Annotated in this window: 16 protein-coding genes; 15 read left to right on the forward strand and 1 reads right to left on the reverse strand. The window is 55.8% G+C overall.

Annotated elements, in window-relative coordinates; translation table 11 throughout:
• Positions 1-2 precede the first annotated feature (2 nt).
• The 14 genes from mnmE (at position 3) to IE089_RS10490 (ending at position 13,462) form a co-directional block, all read left to right on the forward strand.
• Positions 3-1,376 (forward strand): tRNA uridine-5-carboxymethylaminomethyl(34) synthesis GTPase MnmE, encoded by a 1,374-nt coding sequence (gene mnmE, locus IE089_RS10425; protein WP_189477758.1) that lies wholly within the window; start codon positions 3-5, stop codon positions 1,374-1,376.
• Positions 1,377-1,904: 528 nt separating this feature from the next.
• Positions 1,905-3,800, forward strand: coding sequence for a tRNA uridine-5-carboxymethylaminomethyl(34) synthesis enzyme MnmG (gene mnmG, locus IE089_RS10430; RefSeq protein WP_189477759.1), 1,896 nt, complete (start codon positions 1,905-1,907; stop codon positions 3,798-3,800).
• Positions 3,772-4,449, forward strand: a complete 678-nt coding sequence (rsmG, locus tag IE089_RS10435; RefSeq protein WP_229802709.1) for a 16S rRNA (guanine(527)-N(7))-methyltransferase RsmG — start codon at positions 3,772-3,774, stop codon at positions 4,447-4,449. Before mnmG ends, rsmG begins: the two co-directional genes overlap by 29 nt.
• Positions 4,450-4,478: 29 nt before the next feature.
• Positions 4,479-5,273, forward strand: coding sequence for a ParA family protein (locus IE089_RS10440; protein ID WP_189477760.1), 795 nt, complete (start codon positions 4,479-4,481; stop codon positions 5,271-5,273).
• A gap of 5 nt (positions 5,274-5,278) precedes the next feature.
• Entirely contained in the window at positions 5,279-6,163 is an 885-nt protein-coding gene (locus tag IE089_RS10445) for a ParB/RepB/Spo0J family partition protein (RefSeq protein ID WP_189477761.1), read from the forward strand.
• A 214-nt stretch (positions 6,164-6,377) separates the two neighbouring features.
• Positions 6,378-6,791 (forward strand): ATP synthase subunit I, encoded by a 414-nt coding sequence (locus tag IE089_RS10450; protein ID WP_189477762.1) that lies wholly within the window; start codon positions 6,378-6,380, stop codon positions 6,789-6,791.
• 35 nt (positions 6,792-6,826) lie between these two features.
• The gene (atpB, locus tag IE089_RS10455) at positions 6,827-7,720 is read left to right on the forward strand and encodes a F0F1 ATP synthase subunit A (RefSeq protein WP_189477763.1); all 894 of its coding nucleotides are present in this window, start codon (positions 6,827-6,829) and stop codon (positions 7,718-7,720) included.
• A 39-nt stretch (positions 7,721-7,759) separates the two neighbouring features.
• On the forward strand, positions 7,760-7,996 hold the full coding sequence (gene atpE / locus IE089_RS10460; RefSeq protein ID WP_189477764.1) for a F0F1 ATP synthase subunit C: 237 nt from the start codon (positions 7,760-7,762) through the stop codon (positions 7,994-7,996).
• A 74-nt stretch (positions 7,997-8,070) separates the two neighbouring features.
• Positions 8,071-8,541, forward strand: a complete 471-nt coding sequence (locus IE089_RS10465; protein ID WP_189477765.1) for a F0F1 ATP synthase subunit B — start codon at positions 8,071-8,073, stop codon at positions 8,539-8,541.
• Between the two features lie 13 nt (positions 8,542-8,554).
• A complete protein-coding gene (locus IE089_RS10470; RefSeq protein WP_189477766.1) occupies positions 8,555-9,088 on the forward strand; it encodes a F0F1 ATP synthase subunit delta in 534 nt (177 codons plus the stop codon).
• Between the two features lie 16 nt (positions 9,089-9,104).
• Positions 9,105-10,649, forward strand: coding sequence for a F0F1 ATP synthase subunit alpha (atpA, locus tag IE089_RS10475; RefSeq protein WP_189477767.1), 1,545 nt, complete (start codon positions 9,105-9,107; stop codon positions 10,647-10,649).
• 15 nt (positions 10,650-10,664) lie between these two features.
• On the forward strand, positions 10,665-11,528 hold the full coding sequence (gene atpG / locus IE089_RS10480) for a F0F1 ATP synthase subunit gamma (protein WP_189477768.1): 864 nt from the start codon (positions 10,665-10,667) through the stop codon (positions 11,526-11,528).
• A 78-nt stretch (positions 11,529-11,606) separates the two neighbouring features.
• The gene (gene atpD / locus IE089_RS10485; RefSeq protein ID WP_189477769.1) at positions 11,607-13,004 is read left to right on the forward strand and encodes a F0F1 ATP synthase subunit beta; all 1,398 of its coding nucleotides are present in this window, start codon (positions 11,607-11,609) and stop codon (positions 13,002-13,004) included.
• Between the two features lie 29 nt (positions 13,005-13,033).
• Positions 13,034-13,462, forward strand: a complete 429-nt coding sequence (locus IE089_RS10490; protein WP_189477770.1) for a F0F1 ATP synthase subunit epsilon — start codon at positions 13,034-13,036, stop codon at positions 13,460-13,462.
• An 81-nt stretch (positions 13,463-13,543) separates the two neighbouring features.
• Here IE089_RS10490 and IE089_RS10495 read toward each other — a convergent pair whose 3' ends face one another.
• Positions 13,544-14,659: a hypothetical protein gene (locus IE089_RS10495; protein ID WP_189477771.1), complete on the reverse strand. Its 1,116-nt coding sequence runs from the start codon at positions 14,657-14,659 to the stop codon at positions 13,544-13,546.
• Between the two features lie 183 nt (positions 14,660-14,842).
• Between IE089_RS10495 and glmU the strand changes: the two genes are divergently transcribed.
• The gene (gene glmU, locus IE089_RS10500) at positions 14,843-16,207 is read left to right on the forward strand and encodes a bifunctional UDP-N-acetylglucosamine diphosphorylase/glucosamine-1-phosphate N-acetyltransferase GlmU (RefSeq protein WP_189477772.1); all 1,365 of its coding nucleotides are present in this window, start codon (positions 14,843-14,845) and stop codon (positions 16,205-16,207) included.

Below are 16,207 nucleotides of genomic sequence, written 5' to 3' on the forward strand. Positions count from 1 at the left end.
CTATGTCGGCCACAAGGGCATCAGACAACGACACTATTGCCGCGATAGCGACGGCGCCGGGTCGAGGTGGTGTTGGCATTGTTCGTCTTTCCGGTTCGCAGGCTTTGCGGATCGGGGAGACCATTTGTGGGCAATCGCTCACTAACCGACACGCCCACTACACGCGGTTCAATCACCCGGACAAGGGAGCCGTCGACACGGGTTTGGGGCTGTACTTTCACGCGCCACACTCATTTACCGGGGAGCACGTCGTAGAGCTGCAGGGGCATGGCGGCCCTGTGGTGATGGATTTATTGTTATCGGCCTGTATCCGCCTTGGCGCCCGACTTGCCAGACCCGGTGAGTTTTCGGAGCGCGCCTACCTCAACGGCAGAATGGACCTGGCGCAGGCAGAGGCCGTTGCCGATCTCATCAACAGCACCACAGAACAGGCGGCCCTTAACGCAAACCGATCACTGAGCGGTGCCTTCTCTGACGCCATTCAGAGTCTTGTTGAAGCGGTTACCCATTTACGCGTCTACGTTGAAGCGGCCATCGACTTTCCCGAGGAAGAGATCGATTTTGTGACCGACGGAGAAGTCGCGTCACAGCTACAAAATCTCATTACCCAGTTGGATGAAGTGTTCGAGCACGCCCGCCAGGGATCATTGGTTCAGGAAGGTATGAAGCTCGTTATCGTGGGAAAGCCCAATGCAGGAAAGTCGAGCCTATTGAATGCGCTAGCGGGGCAGGACAGTGCGATCGTGACGGATATCGCCGGCACTACCCGGGATGTTCTTCGCGAGCACGTTCAGCTTGATGGCCTCCCTCTGCACATAGTGGATACCGCGGGTCTGCGGGACGCTGGTGATGCGGTAGAGAAAGAAGGCATACGACGCGCTCTGGCAGAACTGGATTCAGCAGATCGCATTCTGCTGGTTGTCGACGGCACCGAGCCCGGCATTATCCATGCTGGCTACGATGATCTCTGGCCCACCAAGGATCACACCTTCGACCGCAAGAAGGTCACTGTAGTTTTCAATAAATGCGACATCAGTGAATTGAGAGCAGGCTTCGCTGAGGACAGCCACCACATCAACCTCAGCGCGCGCACAGGCGAAGGGTTGGACGTACTCCGGGATCATTTGAAGCAGTGCATGGGTTACACCGAGAACACTGAAGGCGTATTCAGCGCCAGACGACGCCATCTGGATGCGCTGACACGAGCGCAAGAAAGCTTGCAGAACGGTCAGGCTCAACTCCTAGGAGCAGGCGCAGGAGAATTACTGGCGGAAGATCTGCGTCAGTGTCAGCAACACCTGGGTGACATCACGGGACAGCTGAGCAGTGACGACTTGCTGGGGGAGATTTTCTCGAGTTTTTGCATCGGCAAGTAATCCACAACATACTCACTGTTGTTCCCGATGCTCCTCACAGATTCCTGAAGCGTTCGTTCTCCTAAGCTGGCTTATGGAGCCATGCGCTGACTTTTTCTAACCGCCAGCTGCCGACGTGTGGATGAAAGCCTGCAAAAGTTCGTTGATTAACGTGTACAACTTCGCTAGCCGTGACGATGTAATGCCTGGTGTTTGACGACGCGAGCATTTACGCACAATCGATACAGGGATTATTGCCTGATAAGGCAACACATTTAACAGCACTTATCATTCGTGTAAGTCACTAATACGAAAGCAGAAAAGGGATTTATCCAGCGGATAGCGAGTCCTTAATAGTAGTAACAATAATTCTATATACCTTCATACAGATAATATTTATTTATTAATAAAAGATAGGATGAGAGCAGCGAACAACTCGGCAAGTACTGACAAAAGCCCTTACGGGATCAGCGGTTGAATTTTGTACAGCCTCCCATTGGATGCGTATAATCGCCCACCCCGTTAAATTAGGTAGCAGAGAGCAGTCACGTGGAATACCCACAGCACTTTGATGTGATAGTCATTGGCGGCGGCCATGCCGGCACCGAGGCCTGTCTGGCGGCTGCTCGTATGGGCTGCCGTACACTGCTGCTCACTCACAGTGTTGATACCCTGGGGCAAATGTCCTGCAATCCAGCGATTGGCGGTATCGGTAAAAGTCATCTCGTCAAAGAGATTGATGCCCTGGGTGGCGCAATGGCGCGTGCGACGGATGCGGCGGGCATCCAGTTCCGGGTGCTCAATGCTCGAAAAGGTCCCGCCGTGCGCGCTACGCGAGCGCAAGCAGATCGCGTGCTCTATAAAAATGCGATCCGCGGCATTCTCGAAAGCCAGCCTAATCTCTTGATTTTCCAACAGCCCGTTGATGACCTTCTGCTAGAGCAAGGGAAAGTCGCCGGTGCGATCACGCAGATGGGGCTAGTGTTCAGGGCTCCTCGAGTTGTCTTGACGACAGGCACCTTTCTGGGTGGTCGCATACATATCGGGCTGGATAACAGCGCGGGTGGTCGGGCAGGCGATCCGCCGTCCATCGCTTTAGCGCAGCGCTTGAGGGATATGCCTTTCCGCGTGGAGCGACTGAAAACCGGCACGCCTCCGCGCATCGATGCCCGCTCTGTGGATTTCACCCATCTCGAAGAGCAATGGGGAGATTCGCCAGAGCCGGTTATGTCCTTCATGGGCAGCGTTCAGGAACACCCTGAGCAACGTTGTTGTTGGATTACCTACACCAACGAGAAAACGCACGCCCTGATTCGCGGAGGTCTCGACCGATCACCCATGTACTCGGGTGTCATCGAAGGCGTGGGTCCGCGCTATTGCCCCAGCATTGAAGACAAGATTCACCGGTTTGCTGATAAGACCTCGCACCAGGTCTTTATTGAGCCCGAAGGTTTGAACACACCGGAGCTTTACCCCAACGGCATTTCCACCAGCCTGCCGTTCGATGTGCAGATAGCGATGGTGCGCTCGATAGCTGGATTCGAGAACGCGCATATCACGCGACCCGGCTATGCCATCGAGTACGACTTTTTTGACCCCCGCGACCTGCAGTACTCATTGGAAACGCGCGCGGTGCCGGGTCTTTATTTTGCCGGTCAGATTAACGGGACCACGGGCTATGAAGAGGCGGCAGCTCAGGGCCTGCTCGCTGGCATGAATGCCGCACTGGCTGTTCAGGAAAAAGACCCCTGGTGCCCCCGCCGCGATGAAGCCTATATCGGTGTTCTGGTCGATGACCTGATCTCCATGGGAACCCTGGAGCCCTACCGAATGTTTACTTCGCGTGCCGAGTACCGATTGTTGTTGCGTGAAGACAACGCAGACCTGCGCTTGACAGAATCGGGTCGTGGTTTTGGTCTTATCGACGATGAACGCTGGCAGCGCTTTGAGGCAAAGCGCGAGGCCATCGCTGTGGAAACCCAGCGGCTGGCAACGACGTTTGTGCACCCGGGCACCGAGCCAGCGGCAGCGCTGGAGACGAATCTGGGCAAACCAATTACGCGCGAGTATTCGCTAGCAGATTTATTGAAACGGCCTGAGCTGGACTATGCCGATGTGGCCTCTTTGAAAGGTGAATCGATATCCGATGAGCAGGCGGCTGAGCAGGTGGCCATTCAAGCGAAGTACGCGGGCTATATCGACAGGCAGCAGGACGAGATCGAGCGCCTGCGCCGACATGAGGGCATGGCCCTGCCACAGGACCTGGATTACTCGGCAGTGGATGGGCTCTCCAATGAGGTGTGCCAGAAACTGTCCGAGGCCAGACCGGAGACACTGGCCCGTGCGGGTCGAATTCCCGGTGTTACGCCGGCAGCGGTTTCCTTGCTGCTGATCTACCTGAAAAAGCGCGGGCGAGATGGCGTCGGTGCACGGCAATCTGCCTGACGTGAGCAACACAGCAATGGCGCTCCAACGGGGAGCGCAGGCACTGGGCCTGACGCTGTACGACAAACAGCTTGAGGCCTTGTTGGCCTACCTGGATCTACTGGTTAAGTGGAACCGGGCCTACAACCTCACGGCGATTCGCGATCCCGGCGATATGGTGATTCGTCACCTGCTGGATAGCCTGGCGATTCATACCTATCTGGAACCGGAGTATCACCGTCTTATTGACGTGGGAACCGGCGGTGGCCTGCCGGGCGTACCGCTCGCTATTCTGAACCCACAACGGACTTTTTCCCTGTTGGACAGCAACGGGAAAAAGACCCGATTTCTTTTTCAGGTGAAAACGGCGTTGGGCTTGGATAACATGGCCGTGCATCAAGCGAGAATTGAGTCGTTCCAGCCCGACGAACCCTACGACGCGGTATTGTCACGCGCCTTTGCGTCCCTTGCAGATATGATTGCCGGTTGTCGCCACCTGCTGCAGCCTGCCGGTCATTTCCTGGCCATGAAGGGCCAATACCCAGAGGCAGAGCTCGTGGCAATGGGTGACGGCGTGAGGCTTTTACAGTCGCATAAGCTTGCGGTTCCCGGTCTGACCGAAGAGCGGCATTTACTGGATATTCAATTGCTTGATGCCACCAGTAATTAAGTAAGCCCGAACCAACAGAGAACAATAACGTGGCCAGAACAATCGCAATTGCTAACCAGAAAGGCGGCGTAGGTAAGACCACCACCTGCGTCAATCTGGCCGCGTCCCTTGCCGCTATGCGCAAACGGGTACTCCTTGTGGATCTGGACCCACAAGGCAATGCCACCATGGGCTGCGGTGTGGATAAGCATGCGCTAGAGCGCAGTATTTACGATGTGTTGGTCCATCGCGACCTGATTAGCGAAGTGGTGCAACCCGCCGGGGAAGCTGGGTTTAATGTGTTACCCGCAAACGGCGAACTCACTGCTGCGGAAGTCGAACTGCTCGAGGTGGACAACAGGGAGCGTCGTCTTCGCGCCGCCCTGATTGAAGCCGATGCTGACTACGATTATGTGTTGGTGGATTGTCCGCCCTCGCTGAACATGCTGACGTTGAACGGGTTAGTGGCCGCGGATGGCGTCATCATTGCCATGCAATGTGAGTACTTCGCGCTGGAAGGGCTCTCGGCGCTCATCGACACGATCACCCGCGTGTCTGAGTCTGTGAATCACCGGCTACAGATAGAGGGTATTCTGCGCACCATGTACGATCCGAGAAACAGCCTCACCAACGAGGTCTCATCCCAATTACATGCGCACTTTGGCGACAAGGTGTATCGCACGGTAGTGCCGAGAAATGTGCGCTTGGCAGAGGCGCCCAGCCACGGTATTCCCGCCTTGCTTTATGATCGCTATTCGCGCGGTGCGAAAGCCTACATGGCGCTGGCCGGTGAAATTGTCCGGCGAGAGGAACGCACCGTGTCCGGTGGTCAGGAACAGGAGTAATCAGCGTGTCGAAAAGACGAGGATTGGGTCGCGGCCTGGATGCCCTGTTGGCGGGTTCCAGCCCGGATTCCGCTGTAGAGAAGGCACCGACAGACAAGGCGGATGCGCAGGATTCCCCGCTTAAGGAATTGCCCGTTGATTTGATTCAGCGGGGCCAGTACCAGCCGCGCAAAGATATCGAACCAGAATCGTTGCAGGAGCTGGCTGACAGTATTAGGGCCCAGGGCGTGATGCAGCCCATTGTTGTGCGACCGATCTCCGACACCCGTTATGAGATTATCGCCGGCGAACGTCGTTGGCGGGCAACACAGCTGGCGGGCCTGCACACTGTGCCGGCGCTGATTAAGCCTGTCCCCGACGAAGCCGCCATAGCGATGGCACTGATTGAGAATATCCAGCGGGAAAACCTCAATCCCATGGAAGAGGCTGTTGCGCTGCAACGTCTGCAACAGGAATTTGAGCTCACACAACAGGAGGTTGCCCAAGCGGTGGGCAAGAGCCGCTCAACTGTGGCAAACCTGTTGCGGCTGATGAGCCTGCAGGATGAGGTAAGGACATTACTTGAGCGCGGCGACCTCGAAATGGGTCACGCTCGGGCCCTACTGGCCCTCGAAGGTCAGGTCCAGGTGTCGGCGGCGCGCACCGTGGTGTCGAAAGCCATGTCTGTACGCGAAGCCGAGGCTTTGGTTAGGCGTACACTCAAAGGTGATGACGCCAAAATCAAGCCGAACAAGACCGTTGACCCGAATATTCGTCAATTACAGGATGATCTGGCGCAAAAGCTGGGCGCCAGTGTTGAAATCCAGCACGGGCAGGGCGGTAAGGGCAAATTGGTGCTCTCCTACAACAGCCTGGACGAGTTGGACGGTATTCTCAGCCACATCAAGTAACGCATGCGCTGCGGTGAAGCACTGTATGTAGTGTTTGTTTTTTAAACAGGCACCATATTTGGGTATATCCCTCATCACGTTGGCATATGGTCCCAAATGGACTGAAACGTGCTGCTAACGGCCGTTAAATTCCCGCTAAATTGGCCTGTTCATTTGGTTGAACCGCCCCCCTAATGCCCCTATAATGCGCGCGCCTGAATCGAGGAAGAAACCCGTGTGGCACGGCAAGGGGAGTACGGCGCGGCAGCCAGAAGCGGCCGCCAGCATCGCCAAACCTCCAGTCCATCGCATCACTGTGGCGCAATTTGCTGTTCTGCTACCGCTGGGTCTTGGGACCTGGGTTTTCACCAATGGTGTAAGCGCACTGTCGCTGATATGTGGTGCACTTGTGGCGATTGGGCCACAGGCATGGTTCGCAGCGGTTGCCTTTCGCAAACGTGGTGCTTGCCAAGCTGAGGAAGCGGCCCGTATGGGCTATGTCGGAGGTATGCGCAAGTTTGTGCTTAGCGCTGCCGGGTTCGCAGTGGTGTTTGCACTGCTCAGGCCCATCGACGCGATGGCAGTATTTGCAGGCTATATCTGCATGCTGATCGTACAAATTATAGGGAGTTGGCGTTTGCTTCGATAACGCCACACCGAGACAAGACTCAAGAGTTGCAATAGATGGCTGGCGAAAACCGAACGGTTTCTGAATACATTGTCCACCACCTGACGAACCTGACGTACGGCAAATTGCCGGAAGGGTACGAGCGCCTGGATTACGATGGCAATTTAGTGTCCGTCGTTCCCGAAGGCGGAGTCTGGACCATGGCTCACGGTGGCGCCGAAGCCTCCGCCATGGGATTCACGGCTATCCACGTTGACTCCATGATCTGGTCTATTGGCCTGGGTATCATCTTCTGCTGGATGTTCCGTCGCGTTGCCAAGCGTGCAGAAACTGGCGTCCCTTCCGGCTTTATCAACGCCATGGAGATGATTGTAGAGTTCGTAGACAACACCGTCCGCGACACTTTCCACGGCCGCAACCCGCTAATTGCACCCTTGTCCCTGACGATCTTCGTCTGGGTATTCCTGATGAACCTCATGGATTTGGTACCAGTCGACCTCGTGCCTTATACCTTGGAGGTGCTGGGTGTGAGTTATCACAAGATCGTACCCTCAACCGATCCCAACATTACGTTTGGCATGTCCATCGGTGTACTGGTGCTGATTCTGTACTACTCCATCAAGGTGAAGGGCTTTGGTTTCGCCAAGGAACTTGCACTTAACCCCTTTAATCACTGGATGTTTATCCCGGTGAACCTGTTCATGGAGATCGTCGGTCTGCTGGCCAAGCCGTTCTCCCTGGCGCTTCGTCTGTTCGGCAACATGTACGCCGGTGAGATGATCTTTATTTTGATTGCAGCACTTTACGGTGCGGGCGTTGCCTGGATGGCGCCAGCCGGTCTGCTGCAAATTGGTTGGGCGATTTTCCACATTCTGGTAATCACCCTGCAGGCATTCATCTTCATGGTGCTGACGATCGTGTATCTCAGTATGGCTCACGAAGATCACTAATTACTTTCATTATTGGTAATCAACCTCTAGGAGAAACTCATGGAACTCGTTCTTATCGCTGCTGCAATCATGATCAGCCTTGGCGGCCTCGGTGCTGCTATCGGTATCGGCATGCTGGGTGGCAAGCTGATTGAAGGCTCTGCACGTCAGCCTGAACTGGCCCCCAAGCTGCAGGTAACCTTCTTCCTGGGCGCTGGCCTGGTAGACGCGATCCCCATTATCGGCGTTGGTCTGTCTATGTACCTGATCTTCGTTGTTGCACCTGGCATGGCCTAATTCGGGCAACCCAAACGCAATGACGAGCGGGGCCAGTCACAAGATGGCCCCTTCACATCAGTGAGGAGTACGGCGTGAATATCAACCTTACGCTTATCGGGCAGATGATTGCCTTCTTTGGCTTCGTGTGGTTCTGCATGAAGTATGTATGGCCGCCTATCATGGCAGCCATGGCAGAGCGCGAGCAGAAAATTTCTGACGGCCTGGCGGCTGCAGAACGCGCAAGCCATGACCTCGAGCTGGCCCAGGAAAAGGCCATCGAGCGATTGAAAGAAGCCAAGCACGAAGCAGCATCTATTGTTGAGTCTGCCAACAAGCGGGCCAACCAGATCATCGAAGAAGCGAAAGTCGCGGCACAAACAGAAGCAGAGCGTGTTAAAACGTCTGCGCGTGCTGAGATCGAGCAGGAAACCAACCGTGCACGTGAAGCACTGCGCGGCCAGGTAGCGACGCTGTCGCTGGTTGGTGCAGAGAAAGTGCTGGGCGCGACTATCGACCGGGATGCTCATTCCGAGCTGGTCGATAAGTTAGCTGCGGAACTGTAGGTGCGAGGATCACATGGCTGAACTGACCACACTGGCGCGTCCATATGCCAGGGCTGCATTTGAATACGCGCGTGACAACAGTGCGCTTGACGCCTGGGCTGAGCAGCTAACATTGCTGGCCGCCGTCAGTGAGCACGAGACACTGCAAAAAGTATTCGCGAGCCCGGCGCATAAAGCGGAGCAGCAGGTAGCCGTATTGGTAGAGGTCTGCCAAGGCCTTTCTGAAGCAGTGGTTAACTTCTTGTCAGTGCTTGCCGAGAACAAGCGGTTGGCACTGTTGCCGGAAATAGCAGACCTGTTCACGACCTTCAAAGCAAACTTTGAGCGGTCGGTTGAGGTTGAAGTGATTTCCGCATTCGAGCTGGAAGACGAAACAACTCGCAGACTCAGCGAAGCGCTGGGTCGCAAACTGGAGCGCAGCGTCAACGTTCGCAGCACCACAGATTCCAGCTTGCTGGGTGGTGTATTGATACGCGCTGGCGATCTGGTGATCGACGGCTCCGTGCGCGGTCGGCTGAATAAGCTGGCCGCTGCCATGAATTTGTAGGATTGAGGAACAGAGCATGCAGCAGCTGAATCCATCAGAAATCAGCGAAACGATTAAGCAGCGAATTGAGCAGCTTGATGTTTCATCAGAGGCGCGTAACGAAGGTACCGTCGTCTCCGTAACCGATGGCATCATCCGCATCCACGGCCTCGCCGATGTGATGTACGGTGAGATGATCGAATTTGAAGGTGGCATCTTCGGGATGGCACTGAACCTGGAGCGCGACTCCGTAGGCGCCGTTATCCTGGGCGACTACAAAGGCCTTGCAGAAGGCCAGTCCTGTCGTTGCACCGGCCGTATTCTGGAAGTCCCGGTTGGACCAGAACTTCAAGGCCGTGTTGTCGATGCTTTGGGTAACCCCATTGATGGCAAAGGACCTGTGAATGCAGCGATGACCGATGCACTTGAAAAAGTAGCACCGGGCGTAATTGCACGTCAGTCGGTTGATGAGCCGGTACAGATTGGTCTGAAGGCTATCGATTCCATGGTGCCCATCGGTCGTGGCCAGCGCGAGCTGATCATCGGTGACCGCCAGGTCGGTAAAACAGCCATCGCGGTTGATGCCATCATCAACCAGAAGGGCACAGGCATTAAGTGTGTCTACGTTGCGGTTGGCCAGAAGGCATCTTCCGTTGCGTCCGTTGTGCGTAAGCTCGAAGAGCATGGCGCCATGGAGCACACAATTGTTGTCGCAGCGACAGCATCTGACCCCGCCGCTATGCAGTTCCTGGCACCGTTTGCCGGCTGCACCATGGGCGAGTACTACCGCGATCGCGGCGAAGACGCCCTGATCATTTACGATGATTTGACCAAGCAGGCTTGGGCCTACCGTCAAATCTCACTGCTGCTGCGTCGTCCCCCGGGTCGTGAAGCTTATCCCGGTGACGTTTTCTATTTGCACTCACGTCTGCTGGAGCGCGCCGCTCGCGTAAACGCCGACTACGTAGAGAAGTTCACCGATGGTGCTGTTAAAGGCCAGACTGGTTCGCTGACTGCACTGCCGGTGATTGAAACCCAGGCGGGTGACGTTTCTGCATTCGTTCCCACCAACGTGATCTCCATTACTGATGGCCAGATCTTCCTGGAAGCGGATATGTTCAACGCGGGCGTACGCCCGGCTATGAACGCCGGTATCTCGGTGTCCCGAGTCGGTGGTGCAGCCCAGACCAAGGTTATGAAGAAGCTGTCCGGTGGTATTCGTACCGCGCTGGCGCAGTACCGTGAATTGGCGGCGTTCTCGCAGTTCGCGTCTGATCTTGACGATGCAACCAAGGCACAGCTGGACCTGGGTGAGCGTGTGACCGAGCTGATGAAGCAGAAGCAGTACGCCCCTCGCAGCATTGCGGAGATGGGTCTGGTGCTTTACGCCGCGAACGAAGGCCACCTCAACGACATCGATGTCAGCAAGGTGGGTGATTTCGAAGAAGCGCTGCTGTCTTACATGCAGGCCGAGCACGGCGAGCTGATGGACAGCATCGTAGAGACTGGCGGCTACAACGACGAGATCGAAGCGACCTTCAAGGCTGCGATCGAGAAGTTCAAGTCTACCCAGACCTGGTAAGCCGAGGGACCTTCAATGGCAGTCGGAAAAGAAATTCGCACCAAGATCTCGAGCATTCAAAGCACGCAGAAGATCACCAGTGCGATGGAAATGGTCGCCGCTAGTAAGATGCGCAAGGCCCAGGATCGCATGGAGGTGGGCAAGCCCTACGCTCGCCGCATGCGCTCCGTGGTCGGCCATATTGCCAACTCAGCGCCCGAGTACCGCCATAACTTTATGGAGGAGCGCGAAGTTAAGCGCGTTGGCTTCATCGTGGTTTCTACTGATCGCGGTCTCTGCGGTGGTTTGAACATCAACCTGTTCAAGGCCACAGTAAAGGCGATGAAAGAGTGGGCTGATCAGGATATTGAAATTGATCTGTGCCTGATTGGTGCCAAGGCTGCTGCGTTTTTCAACAGCTACGGCGGCAACGTCGTTGCAGCGGCGCGCGACATCGGTGAAGAGCCACTCATCGGCGATCTCATCGGTGGCGTTAAAGCCATGCTGGATGCTTACGAAGATGGTTCTATCGACCGTCTGTTCCTGGTGAGTAACGAGTTCGTTAACACCATGACACAGAACCCGATGGTTGAGCAGCTTCTGCCTCTGCAGGCGAAAGAAGACGACGAGATGAAGCACCACTGGGACTACATCTACGAGCCTGATGCCAAGCAATTGCTTGAAGGCCTGCTGACCCGCTACATCGAGAGCCAGGTTTATCAGGCTGTGGTTGAAAACAGTGCCTGTGAGCAGGCCTCGCGCATGTTGGCGATGAAGAACGCAACGGATAATGCCGGCGATCTTATTGACGACCTGCAACTGGTGTACAACAAAGCGCGTCAGGCAGCGATTACCCAGGAGCTGTCCGAGATCGTTAGCGGAGCCGCGGCGATTAGCTAAGTGAGTGCAGTAAAGAATTCCGCCAGTGACGGTGTTGCTGGCCAGCAAGAATTGAGTTTTGAAATAGAGGATCCGAACATGAGCAGCGGACGAATCGTACAAATTATCGGCGCTGTTATCGACGTGGAGTTTCCGCGTGATAGCGTGCCGCAGGTTTACGATGCACTGAAAGTCGGTGAGAAGGACCTGACGCTGGAAGTACAGCAGCAGTTGGGCGACGGCGTTGTTCGCGCCATTGCAATGGGCTCGTCCGAAGGCGTTAGCCGCGGACTGGCAGTTGAGAACACGGGTGCGCCCATCTCTGTGCCCGTTGGCCCTGAGACACTCGGCCGCATTATGGACGTTCTCGGTAACCCCATCGATGAGCGTGGCCCCATCGGCGAAAAAGAGCGAGCGTCTATTCACCGTGAAGCTCCGACCTACGATGAGCTGGCGGCGTCGGAAGAACTGCTGGAAACAGGCATCAAGGTAATCGACCTGGTATGTCCTTTCGCCAAGGGCGGTAAGGTCGGCCTGTTCGGTGGTGCCGGTGTTGGTAAGACCGTGAACATGATGGAGCTGATCAACAACATTGCGATTCAGCACTCCGGTCTGTCTGTGTTTGCCGGTGTGGGTGAGCGTACTCGTGAAGGTAACGACTTCTACTACGAGATGCAGGAATCCAAGGTTGTAAACGTGGAAACCCTGTCCGACTCCAAAGTAGCCATGGTTTACGGCCAGATGAATGAGCCGCCCGGTAACCGCTTGCGTGTAGCACTGACCGGCTTGACGATGGCGGAGAAGTTCCGTGACGAAGGCCGTGACGTACTGTTGTTTGTCGACAACATTTACCGTTACACCCTGGCGGGCACCGAGGTATCAGCACTGCTGGGCCGTATGCCCTCCGCGGTAGGCTATCAGCCCACCCTGGCAGAAGAAATGGGTGTACTGCAGGAGCGTATTACGTCTACCAAGGTTGGCTCAATTACCTCTATCCAGGCTGTATACGTACCTGCGGATGACTTGACTGACCCGTCTCCGGCAACCACGTTTGCTCACCTCGACTCCACCGTTGTACTGAGCCGTGATATTGCTGCGAAAGGTATTTACCCCGCGGTAGACCCGCTGGACTCTACCTCGCGCCAGCTGGATCCGCTGATCATCGGCAACGAGCACTATGACGTTGCTCGTGGTGTTCAGGGTGTACTGCAGCGCTACAAAGAGCTGAAGGACATCATCGCGATTCTGGGTATGGACGAACTGTCTGAGGAAGACAAGCAGACAGTAGACCGTGCGCGTAAGATCGAGCGCTTCCTGTCTCAGCCTTTCCACGTTGCTGAAGTCTTTACCGGTTCACCGGGTAAGTACGTGTCTCTGAAGGACACTATCGCAGGCTTTAAGGGCATTCTGGCGGGCGAGTACGACAATCTGCCTGAGCAGGCGTTCTACATGGTTGGCAGCATTGACGAAGCCGTCGAGAAAGCAGCAAACCTGTAAGCTTGATTGAGGCTTAGAGGGCCAAGCGAATGAGCATGACAATTCATTGCGACATCGTCAGCGCCGAGGAGGCAATCTTCTCGGGGCTTGTCGAGATGCTGGTGGCTACTGCCGATCTGGGTGAAATGGGCGTGACCTATGGCCATGCGCCGTTGCTGTCTTCCCTGATTCCCGGCCCCGTGCGTATCGTAAAGCAGGGCGGCGACGAAGAAGTGTTCTACGTATCCGGCGGCTTTATTGAAGTGCAGCCCGGTGTTGTCACCATTCTGGCTGACGCCGCACTGCGCGCCGATGATGTAGACGAAGCCGCTGCGGAAGAAGCCCGAAAGGAAGCGGTGAACGCGTTGACTAACCAAACAGGTGAGTTCGATTACGGCCGCGCTTCTGCACAATTGGCAGAAGCGGCAGCCCAGCTTGCGACGCTTCGTAAGATGAAAAACCGGGCCGGACGCGGTTAGTAAAGCGTCAGTTAGTCCCACTCAAACCCGGCCCAGTGCCGGGTTTTTTGTGTCCGCGTAAAATGTAATCTATGGGCGAAATCAGGACCCCGATGGCGGGGTAATGCAGCCGGGCTCAATGCGGTTTGCCTGTTCTAGCAAGGCTGCGAACGTGCTGTCATCAATTGCCAGGTCGCTGTTTGAATTAGGGTTTCTCTCGGTGGAGGAATCAAACAGTTGCTCCGCCCCCAGCCAGCGCCGCGCAACCTGGCTATTGGAAACGGCGTAATCTCCGCGTACTTTTTCATGGAGAGCGGCGCTCAGTTGAAAGCGCGGGAAATCGGCGTGTTCCAGATTGGGAAGAACACCGTAAAGCCTGTGCTGCTGTTGATATCCTTCTTGATTAAGTCGGAGCTTGAAGGCGAGTAGGGTCGCGCTCAGTGACGGGTTTTCACGACTTTTCTCTACAGAGCAGGGTTGTTGGCCCAGGCACTGGGTGAAAAAATCGGAGACGGCGTCTCCGCCGACCAACTGGTCCCGTTGGAATACGCGTACTGTGATGGCATTGGGAAAGACGGCATCCCAGGCGCTCAACATTTGGTAGTAGTCCGCTCGAAAAATCAGGCGGTAATACTCCTCGATGGACTGATGATAGTCAGTGGCCTGAACGCGCTGTGTGTAAGCCGAACGAAGGTAGTCGGCCTGATCGCGTAGGTAACACACGACCTGTACATCAAAATCTGAAAGTACTTTGCGTGCAGCCTCGGGCGCACAGTTCTGCAGTGCCTCGCTGCTGATAATAGCGGTATCGGCCTTGCTGCGTCGTAGCTCCTCCACGTACTCTTTGATCTGCTCAGAGCCGAGTGCAGCGCGGTCACGCAATGTGTTGCCGGTATCCGTGGGTAACTCGCCATTGCGTAAGTGTTCAATCAGACTGGGCAGGCGGCCGAGAGCAACACGCTTTCGTTGCCACCAGGAAAGCTGCTCTGCACCGGCGATTAACCAGTAATGCATGCGATACAAAATATGTGCTGGCTGGTCGCCAGAAAGCGCTTTTATGCCTCTGGCCAGTGCATGATGGCCAGGTTCCTTGCCCACCGTTTCTGGATAAATGAAGCCAGCCCGCGCCAGTGTCTCTCGCTGTTGTAGCAGCGCCTTTTGTATGGACGTGGTCCCGCACTTATGGCGGCCGATATGAAGAAGGATGCGCTGAGTCATTCCGGTGAAGGAGCGTGAGGCGTTCGCTACGGACAGGAAACTATGAGGCGACAATAGCACAGGGCTGCCTGTGGGTATCGTAAGTGACCGGAAAAGTTCGCCTTGTGAGCCCGCATTATTTGCCACAAATGGTTGAGCTCGCTGTGCGATAATCGGGCCCGTTCTGGTAACACGATTGCTGATATGTCATTGGAGATCATTGTTCTTGCCGCGGGGCAGGGAACGCGCATGCGCTCAGCCCTGCCCAAGGTTCTGCATACCATTGCCGGACGGCCGATGCTGGCCCATGTGCTGGATACCGCGCGGTCATTGTCACCGCAGCGCATTCATGTGGTTGTTGGGCACGGAGCTGATCAGGTCAGGGAGCAACTCGAAGCCCCCGATATTGCCTGGGTGGTGCAGGAAGAACAGCTGGGTACTGGCCACGCTGTGCTGCAGGCCTTGCCGGGTGTTCAGGCCGACAGCCGTGTTCTTGTGCTGTATGGCGATGTGCCCCTGATCAAAGCGGGGACACTGACTGAACTGTTGGAGCAAGCCGTGAGCGGCCCAGCTCTACTGACGGCTAACATGGTTAACCCGGCCGGGTATGGCCGAGTTGTGAGAGATGCCGCGGGCAACTTACAGGCCGTTGTAGAACACAAGGATGCCACGGCCTCGCAGCGCGAAATCAGCGAGATTAATACCGGCGTCATGGCCGCGCCCGCATCAGACTTTAACCGCTATTTGCCTAAGGTGGGTAATGACAACAGCCAGGGTGAGTATTACTTGCCCGATGTATTGGCACTGGCTGTTGCTGAGGACAGGCTAATCGCCAGCGCCAAGGCTGCGACCGAACTGGAAGTTCAGGGTATCAACGATAGGCTGCAGCAGCAGGCGCTGGAGCGAGAGTATCAACGGCGGGTCGGCGAGGAACTGCTGATGAGCGGCGTGGCACTGGCTGATGCAGCGCGCCTGGATGTGCGCGGCACGCTGACCTGCGGTGCAGATGTGTTCATTGATATCAACGCGGTTATCGAGGGTGATGTGCATCTGGCAGATGGCGTACAGGTGGGCCCTAACTGCATGCTTTCCAACGTGACGCTCGGTGCGGGCAGTGTTGTGCACGCCATGAGCCACCTGCAGGATGCTACCGTTGGCAAAAACTGCAACATCGGCCCCTTTGCCCGGATCCGGCCGGGAACAGAGCTGGGCGACAGCGCGCGTATTGGCAATTTCGTAGAAACAAAAAAGGCCCGTATTGGTGCGGGCAGTAAGGTGAATCACCTGTCCTATGTCGGTGATTGCGACATGGGTGACACGGTTAACGTTGGCGCCGGGACCATTACCTGTAATTACGATGGAGTGAATAAGCACCAGACCGTGATTGGCGACAACGTATTTGTTGGTAGCAACAGTACTTTAATTGCTCCTATCACCATTGAAGACAATGGGTTTATTGCCGCGGGTTCGACGATCACCAAGCCTGTGGCGGACGGTGATCTCGCAGTGAGCAGGGCTCGCCAGCGAAATGTAGCCGGCTGGCAGCGCCCCCAAACAGGAGACGACTAG

The organism is Parahalioglobus pacificus (assembly GCF_014652275.1).
Classification (GTDB): domain Bacteria; phylum Pseudomonadota; class Gammaproteobacteria; order Pseudomonadales; family Halieaceae; genus Parahalioglobus; species Parahalioglobus pacificus.